The sequence below is a fragment of the Mesorhizobium sp. P2_C5_2 genome (assembly GCF_056404535.1).
This window is the reverse complement of sequence record NZ_JBFUDV010000001.1, coordinates 908593-925631: the sequence shown is the minus strand read 5'-3', so window position 1 is coordinate 925631 and position 17039 is coordinate 908593. Positions and strand designations below refer to the sequence as shown.

Here is a 17039-nt window from a genome sequence, read left to right as displayed (position 1 = left end):
CTGTCCTGCGAAGCGAAAGCGGCAGTCAAACTGGCGGGCCTAGTTGTCATTCGCGTCCCGCCCACGGAACCAGCTGACGCTCGATCCGACGGATGATGAATTCCAGCACGAAGGCTATTGTCGCGATCACCAGAATGCCCATCACCACGACATCGGTGACCAGGAACTGCGCCGCCGACTGGATCATGAAGCCGAGGCCGCGTGTCGCCGCCACCAGCTCGGCCGCAACCAGCGTCGACCAGCCGGCGCCGAGCGCGATGCGCAGACCGGTCAGGATCGACGGCAATGCGCTGGGCAGGATGACGTGGCGCACCAGCTGCGCCCACGTCGCGCCGAGCGAGCGCGCCGCATTGATGCGCTCCTTTGAGACGCCGCGCACGCCCGAAGCCGTCGACAGCGCCACCGGCGCCAGCATGGCGATGGCGATCACCAGGATTTTTGACGGCTCGCCGATGCCGAACCAGATGATGACCAGCGGCAGATAGGCGAGCGGCGGGATCGGCCGCAGGAATTCGAGCAGCGGGTCGAAGATGCCGCGACCGATCGTCGAGATGCCGATGGCCAGCCCGACCGGGACGCCGATGACGATGGCCGCGAGCAGCGCCGCGAACACACGGCCAAGGCTGGCGATGATGTGCTGAAGCAGTGTGGCGTCGACGAAGCCGTCACGGGCAACGACAATGAACTTCGCCCACACGGCGGCGGGCGACGGCAGGAACACCGGCGACACCAGCTGCAGGCGGGCGGACAGCGCCCATGCCGCCAGCACGACCAGAATGGTAAAGGCGCTGATCACGCGCGATGAAACCGCGCGCCGCTTCCGCGCCGGCCGCGACCACGGTACCGAGATGGCATCGGTCTCACCGGTCCCGTTGGTCTGGCGCTCACTGTAGGAGGTGACGCTCATGCCGCCTCTCCCTCGAAGATCGCGTCGGTCAGGTCCGCGCGGGCAGCGGCAAAGGCAGGATCGGCCTTGATGCCTCTGATCGGCTCGCCCGCGGCATAGCGTCGGCTGAAGCCGGTCTCGAACGTCCGCACCACGCGGCCCGGCCCCGGCGCCAGCACGACGATGCGTGTGGCCAGCACCAACGCCTCCTCGATGCCGTGCGTGACCATCAGCACGCCGACCCGGGCTGCCGTCCACAAATCGAGCAGCGTCGTCTGCATACGCTCGCGCGTCAGCGCATCGAGCGCGCCGAGCGGTTCGTCGAGCAGCAAAAATTCCGGTTCGGCTGCGAGCGCGCGGGCGAGGCCAACGCGCTGGCGCATGCCGCCGGACAGTTCCCAGATGCGCTTGTCGCCGGCGCCGTCGAGTTTCACCAGCGCCAGCAATTCGTCGGCGCGGCGCCCTCGCTGCGCTTGCGGCACGCCACGCAGCCGAAGCGCAAAGGCGACGTTCTCGCGCGCCGTCAGCCAGGGAAACAAAGCATCGTTCTGGAACACCACGGCGCGATCCGGGCCCGGGCCAGTGATCGGTGTGCCGCCGATGCGAGCGCTGCCGCGCGCCGGCTCGACTAGGCCGGCGGCGACATTGAGCAGCGAGGTCTTGCCACAGCCGGAGCGGCCGACCAGCACGACGAAATCACCCTTGGCGACATCGATCGTAACGTTCTCGACGGCTGGCGCGGCCTGCCCGTCATAGTGAACAGAGACCTTGTTCAGGAGGAGATGGGACATGACATGGGCTCCGGAAGAAAATCCGCCTGCCCCGAAACCGCTCCTCGTTTGGCGATTCCGGGACAGGCACACGCGGCGTCAGGGAAGAAGAAACCGCGCGTGTTTGGGTCAGTTCGAGGCCAGCGCCTCGGTGACGTATTTCGACGACACGTATTTCGAGTAGTCGGGGAGTACGGCGTCGATCTTGCCCTGCTCCTTGAGGAAGGCCGAAGCCGCCTCGATCGCCTTGACCGTGCCGCCGCCGAGGAATTTGTCGGAGGCCTGCTCTTCCAGCGTCGGGAAGACGTAGCCCTTGAGCAGCTGCGGCACTTCCTCCAGCTTGGCGCCGGTGATCTTGGCGATCTTGGCAGCCTGCGGCGACGACACCGACCAGGTGTCCGGCTTGGCCAGGAATTGGGCATAGGACTCGCCCGTCACCTTGACGAAGTCGCGCACCGCTTCCGGGTTCTTCTCGGCAAAGTCGGTGCGCACGATCCAGGCGTCGAAGGTCGGCGCGCCCCAGGCGGCGACCTGCGAAGAGTCCAGCACCACCTTGCCCGTTGTCTTGATCTGGCCGAGCGCCGGATCCCAGACATAGGCTGCGTCGATGTCGCCGCGGGCGAAGGCGGCGGCGATCTCCGGCGGCCGCAGATTGAGGATCTCGACCGACTTCGGATCGACGTTTTCGTGCTTCAGCGCGGCAAGCAGGCTGTAATGCGTGGTCGACACGAACGGCACCGCCACCTTCTTGCCGGCGAGGTCGGCGATCTTTTCGATGCCGGAGCCGTTGCGGGCAACCAGCGCTTCGGATTCGCCAATCAGGCCGACGACGAAGATGGTCTGGATCGGCAGTTCGCGGCTGGCGGCTGCCGCCAGCGGGCTCGAGCCGACATAGCCGATGTCGACGGAACCTGAAGCGACGGCGGCGATGACATCGGCGCCGGAATCGAATTTGCGCCAGTCGATCGTGGCCTTGGTCGCCTTTTCATAGGCGCCGTCGGCTTGCGCTACTTTTGAAGGTTCGACCACCGTCTGGTAGCCGATGGTGATGTTGAGGTCCTGCGCCTGGGCCGGGCCAAGGAAGGCCGCACCCGCCAAGGCTGCAGACGACAGCAGAATAATGCGTCGAGAAATGCTGGACATGAAAGGCTCCATAAAAAGAGAAAAACCGGATGCCTGTTCATAGTCAGCTAATTCTATCGGGCTTGTAGAGTTAAATCCTTCCAAGCAAGGCGGGCTTGTTAGAAAAAAGCCAGCGGCTGATGCGGGCAGGGAGACATTGATGGTCGGCAGGCCACGTTGAGCGATGGCGGGACAGGCCGGATTTTCACCGGCTTCCAATCGGTATCGTTCCGCAGCGTGATGTTGCGGACCGACAGCCGCCAACGCATTGTGATTCTCCACGCGCGATCGTTTAGATGCGGCCAAACCACAAAGCCGGTCGTTTCGGCCGGCCGCCAAGAGGCAGCCTTTTCATGCTCGTACGCCTGACCATGATCTGCAGCGGGGCGACGCCCGCCATGCGCAAGGGGTCGTTCCCTCTTGACGAGGCGCTAGAGCCGCGATCCTTGGCGCTTGCGGCAACGATGGCCCTTCGCCGTGCCGACCGGGTCTGGACGAGCCCTGCGCTGCGCGCTCGCCAGACCGCCGACGCGATGGCATTGCAGCCGTCGGTCGAGCCGCTGCTGGCCGAGCAGGACTTTGGCAGCTGGGCGGGCAAGGGTTTCGAGGAAGTGCAGGCGCTTGATCCCGAAGGCATCACCGCCTGGCTCGGTGATGCCGATGTCGCCCCGCATGGCGGCGAGTCGCTGGCCGATGTGGCGCGGCGCACCGCGCGCCTCATGGATGGCCTGATCCGGATGAGCGGCCACACCATCGCGGTGACGCATGCCAGCGTCATCCGCGCGGCAATCGTCCACGTCCTCGGCGCACCGCTTGCGGCCTGCCGCAGGATCGATGTCGAGCCGCTGAGCCTCACCGATTTCCGCAGCGACGGAAGCCGCTGGATGTTGCGCTCGAGCGGCGTGCCGGCGGCCAAACCCGCCAAGGCCGCCGGACTACAAAGCGACGAGGCGAAGCCCTGCTAGTGGACCGAAGGGCGAAGAGCCCGGTCGTTAGCAGCCGGCGTTTCCGCTGATCCAGCGACTGCGACCGAAAATTCCCGGCAAACCCCCGAATGCCGCAAATCCATACTGCAAATGGCAGGTGATTTGAAAACGCGTTCCGCGTGTTCAGAGGTAAGTATAGTAATCTTATCGACATTAGGAACTGGAGCAGCCAACGGTCGCGACAATCGCTTGCTGCTGGCTGTGACCTTAACGGCACAAAGCCTCGCTAAAGTGGCCTCCGCAGCGTGAAAACGAAGCAAAATCAAGGTTTCTCGGCTTGTACATCATGTCACTAGAATTTATGTGTCAAGGCAGCTTGCACGCGGCGGGGAGGCACGTCAGGCGTTTCGCAACCGATGGTTCTGAACCATCGCCTGACAGGGAAACGTTCGCTCTATGCTCACCAAAAAAGGCAAGTACGGCCTCAAGGCGCTGGTCCATCTGGCGCAACTGCCGGTCGGCCAGCTCGCCTTCGTCGGCGACATCGCCAGCGGCAACAACATTCCAAAAAAGTTCCTCGACGCCATTCTGGGTGAATTGCGCAATGCCGGTTTCGTCCAGAGCCGCAAGGGCAAGGAAGGCGGCTACCGCCTGGCGCGCGCGGCCGACGAGATCAAGGTCGGCCATGTTGTGCGCGTGCTTGACGGACCGCTCGCGCCTATCCCATGCGCCAGCCGCACCCAGTATCAGCGCTGTGAAGACTGCAATGAGGCGACATGCCAAGTCCGACATCTGATGCTCGAGGTCCGGCAGGCCATCGCCGAGGTGCTCGACCAGCGCTCGCTGGCCGAGATGCGCGACATCGCCATCGAAGATTTGGCGCCGGCGCAGAAGGTCCTCGCCTGACCCTAAGCGTGCTCGCATGAGTGTCGCGCGCACCAATTCGATCATCATCGTCGGCGGTGGCGCCAGCGGCGTCGTGCTTGCCGCGCATCTGTTGAAGTCAGCAAATCCGGACCTGCGCGTCACGCTGATTGAAAAGCGTCCGCATTTCGGCCAGGGCATCGCCTATTCGACGCTGCTGTCGGCGCACGTGCTGAATGTCAGCGCTGCCGGCATGAGCGCCTATGCCGACGATCCCGGCAATTTCTGGCGCTGGCTGCAGGCCGGCGGCATGGTGGGCCAGGAGCAGACGCCGCAGACACCATTTTATGCGCCACGCAGCGTCTATGCCCGCTATCTGAAGGAACTGCTGGACGAGCTAGAAGCCCGCGAAAAGGAGACCGGCCGTCTCAGGCTGATCCGCGAGGAAAGCCTGTCGATCTCGCCGACCTCCTCCGGCGTCGAGGTGGTGCTGGCCAACGGCACCAGCGTCGTCGCGCATCTGGCCGTGCTTGCCACCGGCCATGACGAACAGCCCGGCGCCGGCCAGGGCCACGCCATCCGCATGGGCACCGAGGCCGACACCTCGCTCGACCCCGAAGTCCGCGTGCTGGTGCTGGGCACCGGGCTGAGCATGGTCGACGCCTTCCTGTCGCTCGAACAGCGCGGCCACAAGGGCGAGATCGTCGCGGTGTCCAGGCGCGGCCTGCTGCCCTCGCCGCACCGCAAGGGCAATCCGATCAAGCTCGACGTCGCCGACATCCCGCTCGGCACCCAATTGTCCTATTTCGTCGGCTGGTTCCGCGACCTGATCCGCGAAAACCAGAGAGCCGGCATCGACTGGCGCGACGTCGTCGACGGCTTGCGGCCCTTCAACCAGAAAATCTGGCAGAACTGGCCGTCCTCGGCCAAGCGCCGTTTCGTCGAGCACACCAAGGCCTGGTGGGACATCCACCGCCATCGCCTGGCGCCCGAGGTGCATGCCCGTGTCACCGAAGCGGTGCAGTCCGGCCGCATCCGCCCGGTCGCCGGCCGCGTCGTCGGCATCGCGGCAGGCGACGGCTTTGCCGTCGACATCCAGTCCCGCCACACCCAGGCGCTGGAGACGCTGGAGGTCGCGCGCATCTACGATTGCACCGGCATCGCCCGGGACATCTCGACGACGTCGAACAGCGTCGTGCGCTCGCTGGTCGACCGCGGCCTGGCGCGGCCGGACCCGCTGCGGCTCGGTCTCGATGTCTCGGCCAAATGCGAGATCATCGCCGGTGACGGCACCGCTTCGGCCAAAATCCTCGCCGTCGGCCCGTTGACCCGCGGCACCTTCTTCGAGATCGACGCCATCCCGGATATTCGCGTCCAATGCGCGCGGCTGAGCAAGCAATTGCTGGGCTAGGGCAATTCCGGAAGACCATAAATCTGACAGACGTATTCGGCTCGACCCGAGAGCGCCTTCCGCGATCGCACCATGGCTACCCGGCGGCAGACAAAAGAATGGCCGGTGCGGGGGATGCTTGGGTTGGAAGCGCACCGCACCGGCCATCGCGGGATTAGGCTTGGATTTGGGATCGTCCCCCCGCTACAGGCCAAGTTACATACATATTAGCCATAGCTCAATTAGGACTGAAGTCCCTACCGTCGGGGAACGCCTGGACACCAATCCGGGAAAAGGTGTGAAGCGCTTCCCCGGGAAAAGCGCGTAGCGTTTACCCAGGGGACCCAAAGAGAGAGCGCTCAGCCGCCCAATGCCTCGCACACCAGGCGCGCGGTTTCGGCGCCGGAAAAATTCTGCTGGCCGGTGATCAGATTGCCGTCGCGTATAGCGAAACCGCGCCACAGTCCGGCCTGGACATAATTGGCGCCGATTGCCCTGAGTTCGTCCTCGACCCGCCACGGCATCAGATGCTTGCCGCGTTCGAGCGCGCCTATCGCCCAGGTCGCCTCGTCGGCAAAATCCTCCTCGGCATTGGCAAAGCCGGTCACCGTCTTGCCGGCGGCAAGCAGCGTTCCGTCGGCGCGCCTGGCATAGCGCAACAGTGCGGTGCCGTGGCAAAGCGCTGCCGCGACTTTGCCGGCTTCGTGGAAGGCGACGAAAATCTGCTGCAGCGTCGTTGCGCGGTCATAGCTGAACATCGGCGCCTGGCCGCCGGCGACGACGATGGCGTCGAAACTGTCGACATCGATCTCCGCCACCGGCCGCGTGGTCTCGACCAGCGCGGCGAGCTTCGGGCTGGCAATGAAACCGAGCGAAATGAGATCGGTTTCGGAATAGCCTGAAGCGTCGCGCGGGTCGCTCAGCGAATCGGCTTCGCATTTGCCGCCATCGGGCGAAAAGATCTCGACGCCATAGCCGCGTTCGGTGAACGCGAACCAGGGATGGGTGAGCTCGCTCCACCAGAAGCCGACCGGCCAGCCGGTCGTGGTCGACACCGCCGGACTGGCGATAACGATCGCCACGCGTTTCGGGCCTTTGGCATTGACCGGATTGGGGTCACGAACGCTCATTTCGTTGCTCCTTCCATGAAATCGTTACCGACAAGACGGCAGGCCGCAACCCAGCCATCTGGCCGGGCAATTTCCGCTTCCGTCTCGGCAGCGCCTTGCCTAAAATCGGCGCATGACCCAACGCGGAAGACTCTATGGCTGCCCTGTCGAGTTCGCGCTCGACGCGCTTGGCGGTAAGTGGAAAACGGTGATCATCGCGCGCATCAAGCAAGGGCCGCTGCGCTATTCCGAACTGCGCCGGATGATCCCGTCGCTGTCCGACAAGATGCTGACGCAGCGCCTGGCCGATCTGGTCGAGATCGGCTTCGTCGTGCTCGAGACGTCGTCCGACGGCAAGGCGCGCTACGCCTTGACCGGACGCGGCCACGATCTCGCTGGAGCCCTGCAGGCGCTCTATGACTGGGGCAGCGTGGATGGCCGCGCCGAGGGCGTGCGCTTCCGCACCGACATTGACGCCGCCGCCTGACATCAGCCTATTTCCCGCCGAGCGCGCCGCAAAAGCCTGCGACATCGGTGATGACGGCTTCGCCGAGGAAACGCAGCGTCGCCATCGAGCGGTCGCGCGCTTCCTTGTTGCCGAAGCCGCAGGCATCCTCGATCACAACAGCTGCAAAACCATTGTCGGTCGCTTGGCGCACCGTCGGCTCGATGCCGATCTCCATGGCGATGCCGGCAAGCGCCACGGCGCGCACGCCGCAATCGTTGAGCGCAAAGCCGAGCGCGGTCGAATCGAAAGCCGACATGGTCAGCTTGTCGAACACCGCCTCGTCGGCCCGGGGCGCGAGTTCAGGAACGATCTGCGTCGCTTCGGCATCGCGTAGAAACCACGGCTCGACGGCGTCGGGACTGTCGCGCCGCTGCCAGGCCATGGCAGTGCGTAGCTGCGTCGCCCCCATCCATTTCAGCGGCAGCGACAAATGGCGGGTGAATGCCACCCGCATGCCGGCCGAGCGGGCTGCCTCAAGCACGATGCCGGTGCGCTCGACGATGTCGGTCGCGCCGGCGAGCTGGCGGCAGATGCCGACTTGCATGTCGTAGACCACCAGCGCCATGCGGCTGGGATCGCACCACTCCGCCAGGCTGGTGGGGATCTCGATGCCTTCGTTTGAGCGAATCATGCGGCCGTCCGGTCCCAGGGTTGCGTCACGTCGACTGTCGGATCAAACAGATATTCGAGCGGCAACGGCGCGGAGTCAAAGGCCAGGAAAACCCATTCCAGCAGCCCGGCCTTGGACAGCGGAAAATCGTCGGTGTAGCGGCGGGCTTCCTCGACGCTGTCGAGCTCGAAGACGATGATGACGCCGCCGACATCGGCGCGGGCATAATTCTCGCGCACGATGCCGGCCTTCCACAGCCGCCAGACATTCGACACCTCGTCGCGCAGATAGGGCTTTAGATCGTCCAGGGTAACGCCGGGCTTGAAATTGTCATAGGCGATGATCTTCATCGAACATGTCCTTGCATTGGCCCCGCATCCGTTCGGCTAGCATGCCGGAATCGGCGGCGGCAACGAACGAGATGGTGCGTTGAAAGCGAGGCCCAGGCCGCGATTGAGGCGTAATCTCCCCCCTCGAGGGGGAGATGGCCGGCAGGCAAAGGGGGTCGGTTCGACCGGACTCGGCCTACCTGCTGCAGAAGGAGGTTGGCGCTTCACGCGCGGCGACCCCCTCTGTCGCCTTCGGCGACATCTCCCCCTCGAGGGGGGAGATCAGCCGCCTGGAATTCCATTCCCCTTATGGCCAGTTGATTGGCACGATCTACCTTCTTTCCGCCTGCAAACGGCTGGAAAAGAAGCTACGCTGCCGCTCTGCCCCCGAAGCGGTCGCTTGATCAAGGGAGCACATCGACATGAGCGAGCACAGAAAAGCTGCGCCAGGCAGTTCGGACGGGGCGTTATCGCGCCTGCGTCCGCCCTACGCCTCGGTACTCGACCTCATTGGGCAAACGCCCGTGGTCGAGCTGACCAAGTTCGACACCGGCAAATGCCGGCTGTTCATCAAGCTTGAAAGCCAGAACCCCGGCGGCTCGATCAAGGACCGCATCGCTTTGTCGATGATCGCGGCGGCCGAGAGAGAGGGCAAGCTGAAGCGTGGCGGCACCATTGTCGAGGCGACCGCGGGCAATACCGGTCTCGGGCTCGCCCAGGTCGGCATCCCCAAGGGCTATCGCATCATCCTTGTCGTGCCCGACAAGATGTCGCGCGAAAAGATCCAGCATCTGCGCGCGCTCGGCGCCGAAGTGCGCATGACGCGTTCCGACGTCGGCAAGGGTCATCCCGAATATTATCAGGACATGGCCGAGAAGATCGCTGCGGAAACGCCCGGCGCCTTTTACGCCAACCAGTTCGCCAACCCGGCCAATCCACTCGCGCATGAGACCACCACCGGGCCGGAAATCTTTTCGCAACTCGATGGCAATCTTGATGCCGTGGTCGTCGGCGTCGGCTCCGGCGGCACGCTGACCGGGCTTGGCCGCTACTTCGCAAAAGTGTCGCCGAAGACCGAGATGGTGTTGGCCGATCCTGTGGGCTCGGTGCTGGCGCCGCTGATCAAGACCGGCAAGATGGAAGAGGCCGGCAGCTGGACCGTCGAAGGCATTGGCGAGGATTTCGTGCCGCCCAATGCCGATCTGTCGCTGGTCAAGAAGGCCTATTCCATCCCCGACAAGCAAAGCATGCTGGCCGTGCGCGATCTGCTATCCAAGGAAGGCATTCTCGCCGGCTCCTCCTCGGGCACGCTGCTGTCGGCGGCGCTGCGCTATTGCCGTGAACAGACGACGGCAAAACGCGTCGTCACCTTCGTTTGCGACAGCGGCAACAAATACCTGTCGAAAGTGTTCGACGATTTCTGGCTGGCCGAACAGGGTCTCGCCGAGCAGGAGCAGCATGGCGATCTGCGCGACCTCGTCATGCGCTCGCACCGCACCGGCGACACCGTCTACGTCGGCCCGGACGAAAGCCTGCTCAACGCCTATGGCCGCATGCGCCGCTCCGATGTCTCGCAACTGCCGGTACTGGACGATGGCAAGCTGGTCGGCATCGTCGACGAAAGCGACATCCTGGCCAAGGTCGACGGCCCCTATGACGGCCGCTGGGACCGTTTCAACGGCCCGGTGCGCACCGCCATGACCTCCAATCTGCACACGCTGCAGGCCAGTCAGACGTTGGACGCCCTGCTGCCGGTGTTCGACCGCAACGAGGTCGCCATCATCTTCGATGGCGACGAGTTCGTCGGCCTGATAACCCGTATCGACCTGATCAACCATTTGAGGCGCGCACGATGACCGCACACAGCCCGACGGGCAAAAACCGCCTGGCCTTTTCCACCCGCACCATCCATGGCGGCCAGAGCCACGACCCGCTGACCGGCGCGGTCATGGTGCCGATCTACGCGACGTCGACCTATGGCCAGCAGTCGCCCGGCGTGCACAAGGGTTTTGAATATGCCCGCAGCCAAAACCCGACGCGCTTTGCCTTCGAGCGCGCCGTGGCCGATCTCGAAAGCGGCAGCAATGCTTTTGCTTTCGCCTCCGGCCTGGCGGCGATCTCGACGGTGCTCGAACTACTCGATTCCGGCGCCCATATCGTCGCCACCGACGACATCTATGGCGGCTCGTTCAGGCTGATGGAGCGGGTGCGCAAGCGCTCCGCCAATCTGCAGGTGAGTTTCGTCGATTTTACGAATCTCGCCGCCGTCGAAGCCGCGATCCGACCGGAGACAAAACTGCTCTGGGTCGAGACGCCGACCAACCCGCTGCTGCGCATCGTCGACCTCGAAGGCGTTGCAGCCCTGGCCAAACGCAAGGGCGTTTTGACGGTCGCCGATAACACTTTTTGCAGCCCGTACATCCAGCGGCCGCTGGAGCTCGGCATCGACATCGTCGTCCATTCGACGACCAAATATCTCAACGGCCACTCCGACATGGTCGGCGGCGTCGCCATTGTCGGCGACAACAAGGATCTCGCCGCCCAGCTGAAATTCCTGCAGAACGCCATCGGCGCTATCTCGGGCCCGTTCGACAGCTTTCTGGCCCTGCGCGGCATAAAGACGCTGGCGCTGCGGATGGAGCGCCATTCCGCCAACGGCCTGAAGATCGCTACATGGCTGCAAGCACGCAAGGATGTCCGCCGCGTCATCTATCCCGGCCTGCCCAGCCATCCGCAGCATGCGATCGCCAAAAAGCAGATGCACGCGTACGGCGGCATGATCTCGGTCGACCTCGACCGTGACCTCGCCGGCACCAAGCGCTTCCTTGAACGCACCCAGCTGTTCACGCTCGCCGAAAGCCTCGGCGGCGTCGAAAGCCTGATCGAGCACCCTGCGCTGATGACACACGGCTCCATTCCTGCGGAAAAGCGCGGGGAGATCGGCATATCGGATTCGCTGGTGCGGCTGTCGGCGGGGATCGAGGACGGCGATGATCTGATCGCCGATCTGGAGCAGGCGTTGCGGGGGTGAGACGGGACCGGATGCGCACCGTTGTCTGACGTCGGCGCTGCCCCTCATTGTCCTGCCGGACATTTCTCCCCGTAAACGGGGCGAAAGGGGCTGGCCGCGACGCTGGCCCGCTTCCTGCAACGCTGACAATTGGCGAAAGCGGCGATGACGGCTTCTTTCTCCCCGTCACTATACGGGGAGAAATGTCCGGCAGGACAATGAGGGGCGGCGCTGACAGTCGAGATTAAATTGTAGATCGCAAAACTGCTGCGCGTTAACACAATCGGAAGCCTTTGCTTAACCCTTCGCCGCTATGTCCCGCCCGGGGAGGCGTGACAGAGTGAGTGCGATGGACAACAGCCCGGAAAAGCGCAGCGAATGGCGCGCCATTTTTTATGTGCAGGCCCGCGTGGCCATCCTGTTTGTCCCGGTCGTCGTCAGCCTTCTGGTCATAGCCACGCTTGCCGGCAACGACCGCCATCCCGATGCCATCGACCGCACCGTCACCGGCTCGGTGAAATAGGCGCAGCCTTTGCCTGACGGCCGGCGCTGCCTCAGAAAAACTTCGGGATCGGGCCGTTCTGCGGCGTCACATCGCCTTCGAGGTCGATGAACGCCTCGTCGACAAAGCACCAGGCCCAGCCTTCCGGCGGGTCGTAGCCTTCGATGATAGGGTGCTTGGTGGCGTGGAAATGCTTGGTGGCGTGACGGTTGGGCGAGTCGTCGCAGCAGCCGACATGGCCGCAAGTGCGGCAGAGCCTCAGATGCACCCACATCGAGCCGCTCTTCAGGCACTCCTCGCAACCGAGCGCGCTCGGCGTCACCTTTTTGATGTCGCGCGTGTGTTTGCATTCATCCATCATGCTCTCCTGGCCAGTTCGGGTGCCGTTGCGTTGGTTCGCGCGAGATAGGCATGCAAGGCCGCCACCACCTGGGCGCCCTCGCCGACGGCAGCGGCGACCCGTTTGACCGAGCCGGAGCGCACATCGCCGATGGCGAACACGCCGCTGCGGCTGGTTTCCATCAGCCCTGCTGCGACGTCGGCGCCGGTGCGCACGAACCCCTTGGCGTCGAGCGCGACATTGCACTCAGCCAGCCAGTCGGTGTTGGGGTCGGCGCCGATGAACAGGAAGAGATGCTGGATCGGCCGCGTCTCGACGCCGTCGCGGTTGCGCCAGCGCAACCGGGCGAGATTGCCGCCTTCGCCTTCCAGCGCCTCGATCTCGGTCTCGGCCAGCACCTCGATGTTGGGCTGCGCCTCGATGCGCTCGACCAGATAGCGCGACATGGTTTCCCTGAGGTCGCCGCGGCGCGCCAGCATCGTCACCTTGCGCACCTGGCTGGCGAGATAGACCGCCGCCTGTCCCGCCGAATTGCCGGCGCCGACCAGCGCCACCTCTTGGCCCGCGCACAGCCGCGCCTCGATCGGCGAGGCCCAATAATGCACCGAGGTGCCCTCGAATTCGGCAAGATTGGCGATGTCGAGGCGGCGGTAGCGGGCGCCACTGGCGATCACCACCGTGCGCGAGCGCAGGCTTTCGCCGTCGCCGACCGCCAGCGTGTAGCCCTCGCTCGCTGCGCCGAGCAGCTTTGCCTCGTCGGGGATCACCATTTCGACGCCGAATTTCTGCGCCTGGTTGTAGGCGCGCGCCATCAGCGCCATGCCGGTGATGCCTGTGGGGAAACCGAGATAGTTTTCGATGCGCGAGGAGGCGCCGGCCTGGCCGCCGAAAGCGCGGCAATCGAGCACGATGGTCGACAGCCCCTCCGATGCCGCATAGACCGCCGCCGCCAGCCCCGCCGGCCCGGCGCCGACAATGGCGACGTCATAAACGATCTCGCTGTCGATCGGCCGCAACAGGCCGATGCAGCGGGCGAGTTCGGTTTCGCCGGGATTGTGCATCAGCTTGCCGTTGGGACACAGTACGATCGGCAGATGATGCGGGTCGACATGAAAATGCTCGATCAATGTTTTCGCGCACGGATCGCTGTCGGAATCGAGCGCCCGGTGCGGCTGGCCGCTGCGGCGGAGAAACCCTTGCAGCCGCAGCGTGTCGCCATTGCCGGCCGGGCCGATGACGATCGGCCCGCTGCTGCCGCTTTCCAGAAGCCCGACGCGGCGCAGGATCAGCGCCCGCATGATCCGCTCGCCGAGACTGGCCTCCTGCACCATCAGGTCGCGCAGCCGCTGCGAGGGAATGACGAAGGCCTCGACCGGCTCGATCGCTTCGGCATTGACCAGCGACGGCCGGCTCGAAAGCTGCGCCAGTTCGCCGATGAAATTGCCGGGACCATGGGTGACGATGGTCTCGCGCCGGCCGGGCCCGACATCCTGGGTGATGTCGACCGTGCCCGACAGGATGACGATCAGCCCCGGCGCCACAGAGCCGGCGGTGACGATGTGCTCGCCCGCTTCATAGGAACTCGCCTCGCCGAACCGGCGCATGCGCTCGATATCGGCGTCGCCCAGGATGGGAAACATCTGGTCGCGGCGGGTGACGGTGATCGGCTGGGCGGATGGGGCCATGGGTGCGAGCGTAACGCCACGGCCGCCGGGTTTGAAGCGGTTTGTTGGGGGACTGGCCGGAAGGGCAGGTTGGCCCCTACCACTTCGTCATCCTCGGGCTTGACCCGAGGATCCATGCCGCGACATCAGCCGAAGAATGCAACGGAGCAGAACCGCGACCGCCGCCACGCTCATGGATGTGGATCCAAGGTTCCGCCACAAGCCGACTTATGCCGCGACCGCTGCCTTGGCGGGCATATGTTTCTCGACATACGTCTCGACCAAAAACGTCGCCACCGCTCCAGCCGTATTAACGGCAAGGCTCGCATGACGCACAGACGGTTTGACCGGTAGGCGTCCACCCCGCCCATGAGAATCCGAGAGGCGATTGCGAAGGGTTCCTATGCCATTCACAAGGTTCATTGCTCCTCCTAGAATCGCTCTAATCGGCTCCTCGGTATGCTGGTCTGGAGCGAGGTTGAGAGCCTTCGCAGCCATCGCATAAAGCTTTGGCAAATCCTCCTTGTCCGTATAAGAAATCGAACACTCATCAAGGATACGCTTGCAGACAGTTTCCAGCAGCGTGCGAGCGACTGTAATGGCACCTTCTGGGTCGGATGATCGTCTGGCCAGAGCCTTGTTCCAGACGCCATGAACTCCCTCGGCATCGAACGTTTCCAGTGCCTCGGAAACCAATTTGTCGCCGGGAGCGGACCCCTTGCCTTCCAAATAATCCATAAGCGGCGTGAACCCGGTCGCGATTATCTGTCGGCGTTCGGCATAGGTTCCGGCTTGCTGCTTTATCCACCCCCAGAATGACGTCAGGTTCCGATGAGTTCGAACGAATGGAGGCAGCAACGGCTTGAGCTCCTCGTTCTGCACGAATTCCCGCCGCAGATGTTCGTAAATGTCATTTTGCGAAGACCCGCCCGTAGCGCAGTCGATCAAAATGCCCTCGAACATGGCGGCTCGCTCCGTCACGATCGAAGGCAGTTCGGTCTCATCTATCGTCATTTGCAACTCCAGACGCTTGGACTCGGCGCAGCCAACATTCCATCAGACGATCAATCATGATCGCTTCTTGTTCATGTGGAGCCGCGCGGCTTGCTCCAAAGCGCTTCCCCACGCTTCCAAATAAACAGCGGCCCGGTCTGGCATCTTACCCATGAGCCCTTTTGCGGCGGCCTCGGCTTGGCGACAAAAGAGCTTGGTGCACCGGAGAGGAAATCCTCGACTATCGTTGAAATCAAGACCGAGCCGCGCCAGAACAACTACGGCTTCGTCGTCCGTGGCCTCGCCCGTTTCGTAGTTCTCTTCGTGCTCGTCCAATTCGTCATCGATCTCCCATCGCTCTGGAGAAGCTTCGTGCAAGTCATTTTAGTGGCGGGGTAGCGGGAACAGGGTGTCGTCTCGGATTATTCCAAAAGTCTTTTCAGAAAGATCGTTGACGTCGAACTCCAACGCAGGCGACAGTTCGCTACGCACGGACGTGTAGAGCAGAAGCTTTCGTTCGATCGCTTCGAATCCGGGCAAGTCCAAAACTCTTAACAGCGTCGCTGGAGGTGAATGAGCAGGTGCGTTGCCGGCTATCAACTTCAACCATTCAGCATGTCGTTTCTTCATGCGGGCGAACCTCTAAAAGAATCGAGTCGCTCGAATACTACGCGCGTTAGCTTTGGAACAAAACAGGAATATGCCTGGGTTTGCCCGAGATTCACGGTTGCCGTGAATTAAACGGATGTCGTCTGGCGCTGACACGCGAGCGCGCCGACATGTGAGACTTGTCCTGCTGAATTCCGTTGGCGGTCGGACATATAGTGGAGGCCACATACAGTGCTAGCTGGTGCGGACCGGTCGTATGGCCCCGCGCTGAAGGGCAAACAGTGCGCCGACCAGCGCGATGTTTATCAGGGCGAGCCCGAGCAGTACGGTCAGCAATCCGCGCTCACCGGTATGTTGCAAGAGCAGCGCGCCGACGGACGGCGCCGCGGCTTGGGCGATCAAGCTCGGCATGGCGAGCCGGCCCATCAGTTTTGCGTAGCCAGAGGCACCAAACAGCGCCAAAGGCAAAGTGCCGCGCGCGATCGATTCCAGGCCGATGCCGGCGCCGTAGAAAATCAGAGCGACCGGCAGAACAGGCAGGCCGGTCCAGAGCGTCGCCACACCTATGACCACGAACGTGACCGAGGCGAGTTTGGTCCAGATCGGATGGTGATAGCGCGCGATAGCCATCTCGATGGCGCGGGCGCCGACCTGGGAAGGACCGACCAGTGCGCCAAGGCCGACCGCCGCGCCGAGCGCCAGTCCAGTCGACTGCAGCACGGTCAGCAGATGCACCGACAAGGTCGACGATATGACGGCCGACAGCGTGATGCTTGCCGCCAGCGTGGCCATCAGGGGCAGGCTGCGCGGCGCCAGGCCGGTTTCCGGCGCGGCAGCCGTCTGGGCAGACGCTTCGGCGGGAACGCCGCGCGGCAGGACAAGCAGATAGACGGGCAATGCCACCAGGAGCTGGATTGCCGCGTAGACCAGGCACACACCACGCCAGCCGAACGCGTCGAGCAGAAACGCCGAAATCGGCCAACACACCGTGCTGGCGAAACCGCCGAACAAAGTGAGGCTGGTGATGGTCGAGCGGGCGCTGCGCCCATACAGGCGTCCGAGCGTGCCGAAGGCGGCATCATAAAGGCCGGCGCCCATGCCGAAGCCCATGATCAGCCAGCCGGCGACGAAGACGGAAAGGGTCGGCGACGCGGCCACCACCGCCTGGCCGATGCCGAGGCAAACGGCGCTGAAGGCGAGCGTCATGCGGCCACCGTGGCGCTCGATCGCCGCACCGACATGCGGCGATATCAGGCCCGCGACCAAAAGCCCGAGCGACAGGCTGCCGATCACCCAGGGAAATGGCCAGCCGGTCTGAGCCGACACCGCAGGCGCGATGACCGCGGGCAGATAGTAGGAGGAGCCCCACGCCATGATCTGTGTGAGGCCGAGCGCCGAAACGATAAC

18 protein-coding genes are annotated in these 17039 nt (G+C 63.8%); 7 read left to right on the top strand and 11 right to left on the bottom strand.

All coding sequences use genetic code 11. From position 1 onward, the window contains the following. Window positions 1-46: 46 nt before the first annotated feature. The 3 genes from AC1D1B_RS04420 to tauA all read right to left on the bottom strand — a co-directional run bounded on the left by AC1D1B_RS04420 (window position 47) and on the right by tauA (window position 2799). Window positions 47-907 carry an ABC transporter permease subunit gene (locus AC1D1B_RS04420; RefSeq protein ID WP_477329696.1) on the bottom strand — a complete coding sequence of 287 codons (861 nt, stop codon included), beginning with the start codon at window positions 905-907 and terminating at the stop codon, window positions 47-49. Next, window positions 904-1677 carry a taurine ABC transporter ATP-binding protein gene (locus AC1D1B_RS04415; RefSeq protein WP_477329694.1) on the bottom strand — a complete coding sequence of 258 codons (774 nt, stop codon included), beginning with the start codon at window positions 1675-1677 and terminating at the stop codon, window positions 904-906. The genes AC1D1B_RS04420 and AC1D1B_RS04415 overlap by 4 nt, the downstream gene beginning before the upstream one ends. A 108-nt stretch (window positions 1678-1785) precedes the next feature. Beyond that, on the bottom strand, window positions 1786-2799 hold the full coding sequence (tauA, locus tag AC1D1B_RS04410; protein WP_477329692.1) for a taurine ABC transporter substrate-binding protein: 1014 nt from the start codon (window positions 2797-2799) through the stop codon (window positions 1786-1788). 332 nt (window positions 2800-3131) lie between these two features. Between tauA and AC1D1B_RS04405 the strand changes: the two genes are divergently transcribed. From AC1D1B_RS04405 to AC1D1B_RS04395, 3 genes are all read left to right on the top strand, one after another. Beyond that, a complete protein-coding gene (locus AC1D1B_RS04405) occupies window positions 3132-3743 on the top strand; it encodes a histidine phosphatase family protein (protein WP_477329690.1) in 612 nt (203 codons plus the stop codon). 417 nt (window positions 3744-4160) lie between these two features. After that, on the top strand, window positions 4161-4610 hold the full coding sequence (locus AC1D1B_RS04400; protein WP_477329688.1) for an RrF2 family transcriptional regulator: 450 nt from the start codon (window positions 4161-4163) through the stop codon (window positions 4608-4610). A gap of 16 nt (window positions 4611-4626) precedes the next feature. Continuing rightward, a complete protein-coding gene (locus AC1D1B_RS04395) occupies window positions 4627-5979 on the top strand; it encodes an FAD/NAD(P)-binding protein (RefSeq protein ID WP_477329686.1) in 1353 nt (450 codons plus the stop codon). 338 nt (window positions 5980-6317) lie between these two features. Here the strand turns inward: AC1D1B_RS04395 and AC1D1B_RS04390 are convergent, their stop codons facing one another. Continuing rightward, complete coding sequence (locus AC1D1B_RS04390; protein WP_477329684.1) at window positions 6318-7088, bottom strand: type 1 glutamine amidotransferase domain-containing protein; 771 nt, start codon at window positions 7086-7088, stop codon at window positions 6318-6320. A 112-nt stretch (window positions 7089-7200) separates the two neighbouring features. On the opposite strand from AC1D1B_RS04390, the gene AC1D1B_RS04385 reads away from it, so the two are divergent. Beyond that, complete coding sequence (locus AC1D1B_RS04385; protein WP_477329682.1) at window positions 7201-7554, top strand: winged helix-turn-helix transcriptional regulator; 354 nt, start codon at window positions 7201-7203, stop codon at window positions 7552-7554. A gap of 7 nt (window positions 7555-7561) precedes the next feature. Here AC1D1B_RS04385 and AC1D1B_RS04380 read toward each other — a convergent pair whose 3' ends face one another. Together AC1D1B_RS04380 and AC1D1B_RS04375 are read right to left on the bottom strand one after the other, a co-directional pair. After that, window positions 7562-8206, bottom strand: coding sequence for a cysteine hydrolase family protein (locus AC1D1B_RS04380; protein ID WP_477329680.1), 645 nt, complete (start codon window positions 8204-8206; stop codon window positions 7562-7564). After that, the gene (locus AC1D1B_RS04375) at window positions 8203-8535 is read right to left on the bottom strand and encodes a hypothetical protein (RefSeq protein ID WP_181059977.1); all 333 of its coding nucleotides are present in this window, start codon (window positions 8533-8535) and stop codon (window positions 8203-8205) included. The genes AC1D1B_RS04380 and AC1D1B_RS04375 overlap by 4 nt, the downstream gene beginning before the upstream one ends. Before the next feature lie 401 nt (window positions 8536-8936). Here AC1D1B_RS04375 and AC1D1B_RS04370 point away from each other — a divergent pair, with 401 nt between their 5' ends. The 3 genes from AC1D1B_RS04370 (at window position 8937) to AC1D1B_RS04360 (ending at window position 12047) form a co-directional block, all read left to right on the top strand. Continuing rightward, complete coding sequence (locus AC1D1B_RS04370; RefSeq protein ID WP_477329678.1) at window positions 8937-10370, top strand: pyridoxal-phosphate dependent enzyme; 1434 nt, start codon at window positions 8937-8939, stop codon at window positions 10368-10370. Further along, the gene (locus tag AC1D1B_RS04365; protein ID WP_477329676.1) at window positions 10367-11545 is read left to right on the top strand and encodes a trans-sulfuration enzyme family protein; all 1179 of its coding nucleotides are present in this window, start codon (window positions 10367-10369) and stop codon (window positions 11543-11545) included. The genes AC1D1B_RS04370 and AC1D1B_RS04365 overlap by 4 nt, the downstream gene beginning before the upstream one ends. 319 nt (window positions 11546-11864) lie before the next feature. Then, window positions 11865-12047 (top strand): hypothetical protein, encoded by a 183-nt coding sequence (locus AC1D1B_RS04360; protein WP_477330560.1) that lies wholly within the window; start codon window positions 11865-11867, stop codon window positions 12045-12047. 31 nt (window positions 12048-12078) lie between these two features. Here AC1D1B_RS04360 and AC1D1B_RS04355 read toward each other — a convergent pair whose 3' ends face one another. The 5 genes from AC1D1B_RS04355 to AC1D1B_RS04335 form a co-directional block, all read right to left on the bottom strand. Next, on the bottom strand, window positions 12079-12387 hold the full coding sequence (locus AC1D1B_RS04355) for a UBP-type zinc finger domain-containing protein (protein WP_477329674.1): 309 nt from the start codon (window positions 12385-12387) through the stop codon (window positions 12079-12081). After that, entirely contained in the window at window positions 12384-14051 is a 1668-nt protein-coding gene (locus AC1D1B_RS04350) for an FAD-dependent oxidoreductase (RefSeq protein ID WP_477329672.1), read from the bottom strand. Before AC1D1B_RS04350 ends, AC1D1B_RS04355 begins: the two co-directional genes overlap by 4 nt. Before the next feature lie 207 nt (window positions 14052-14258). Beyond that, window positions 14259-15044 (bottom strand): abortive infection family protein, encoded by a 786-nt coding sequence (locus AC1D1B_RS04345; protein ID WP_477329670.1) that lies wholly within the window; start codon window positions 15042-15044, stop codon window positions 14259-14261. 54 nt (window positions 15045-15098) lie between these two features. After that, window positions 15099-15359 (bottom strand): hypothetical protein, encoded by a 261-nt coding sequence (locus tag AC1D1B_RS04340; protein WP_477329668.1) that lies wholly within the window; start codon window positions 15357-15359, stop codon window positions 15099-15101. 507 nt (window positions 15360-15866) lie between these two features. After that, on the bottom strand, window positions 15867-17006 hold the full coding sequence (locus AC1D1B_RS04335; protein WP_477330533.1) for an MFS transporter: 1140 nt from the start codon (window positions 17004-17006) through the stop codon (window positions 15867-15869). Window positions 17007-17039 lie beyond the last annotated feature (33 nt).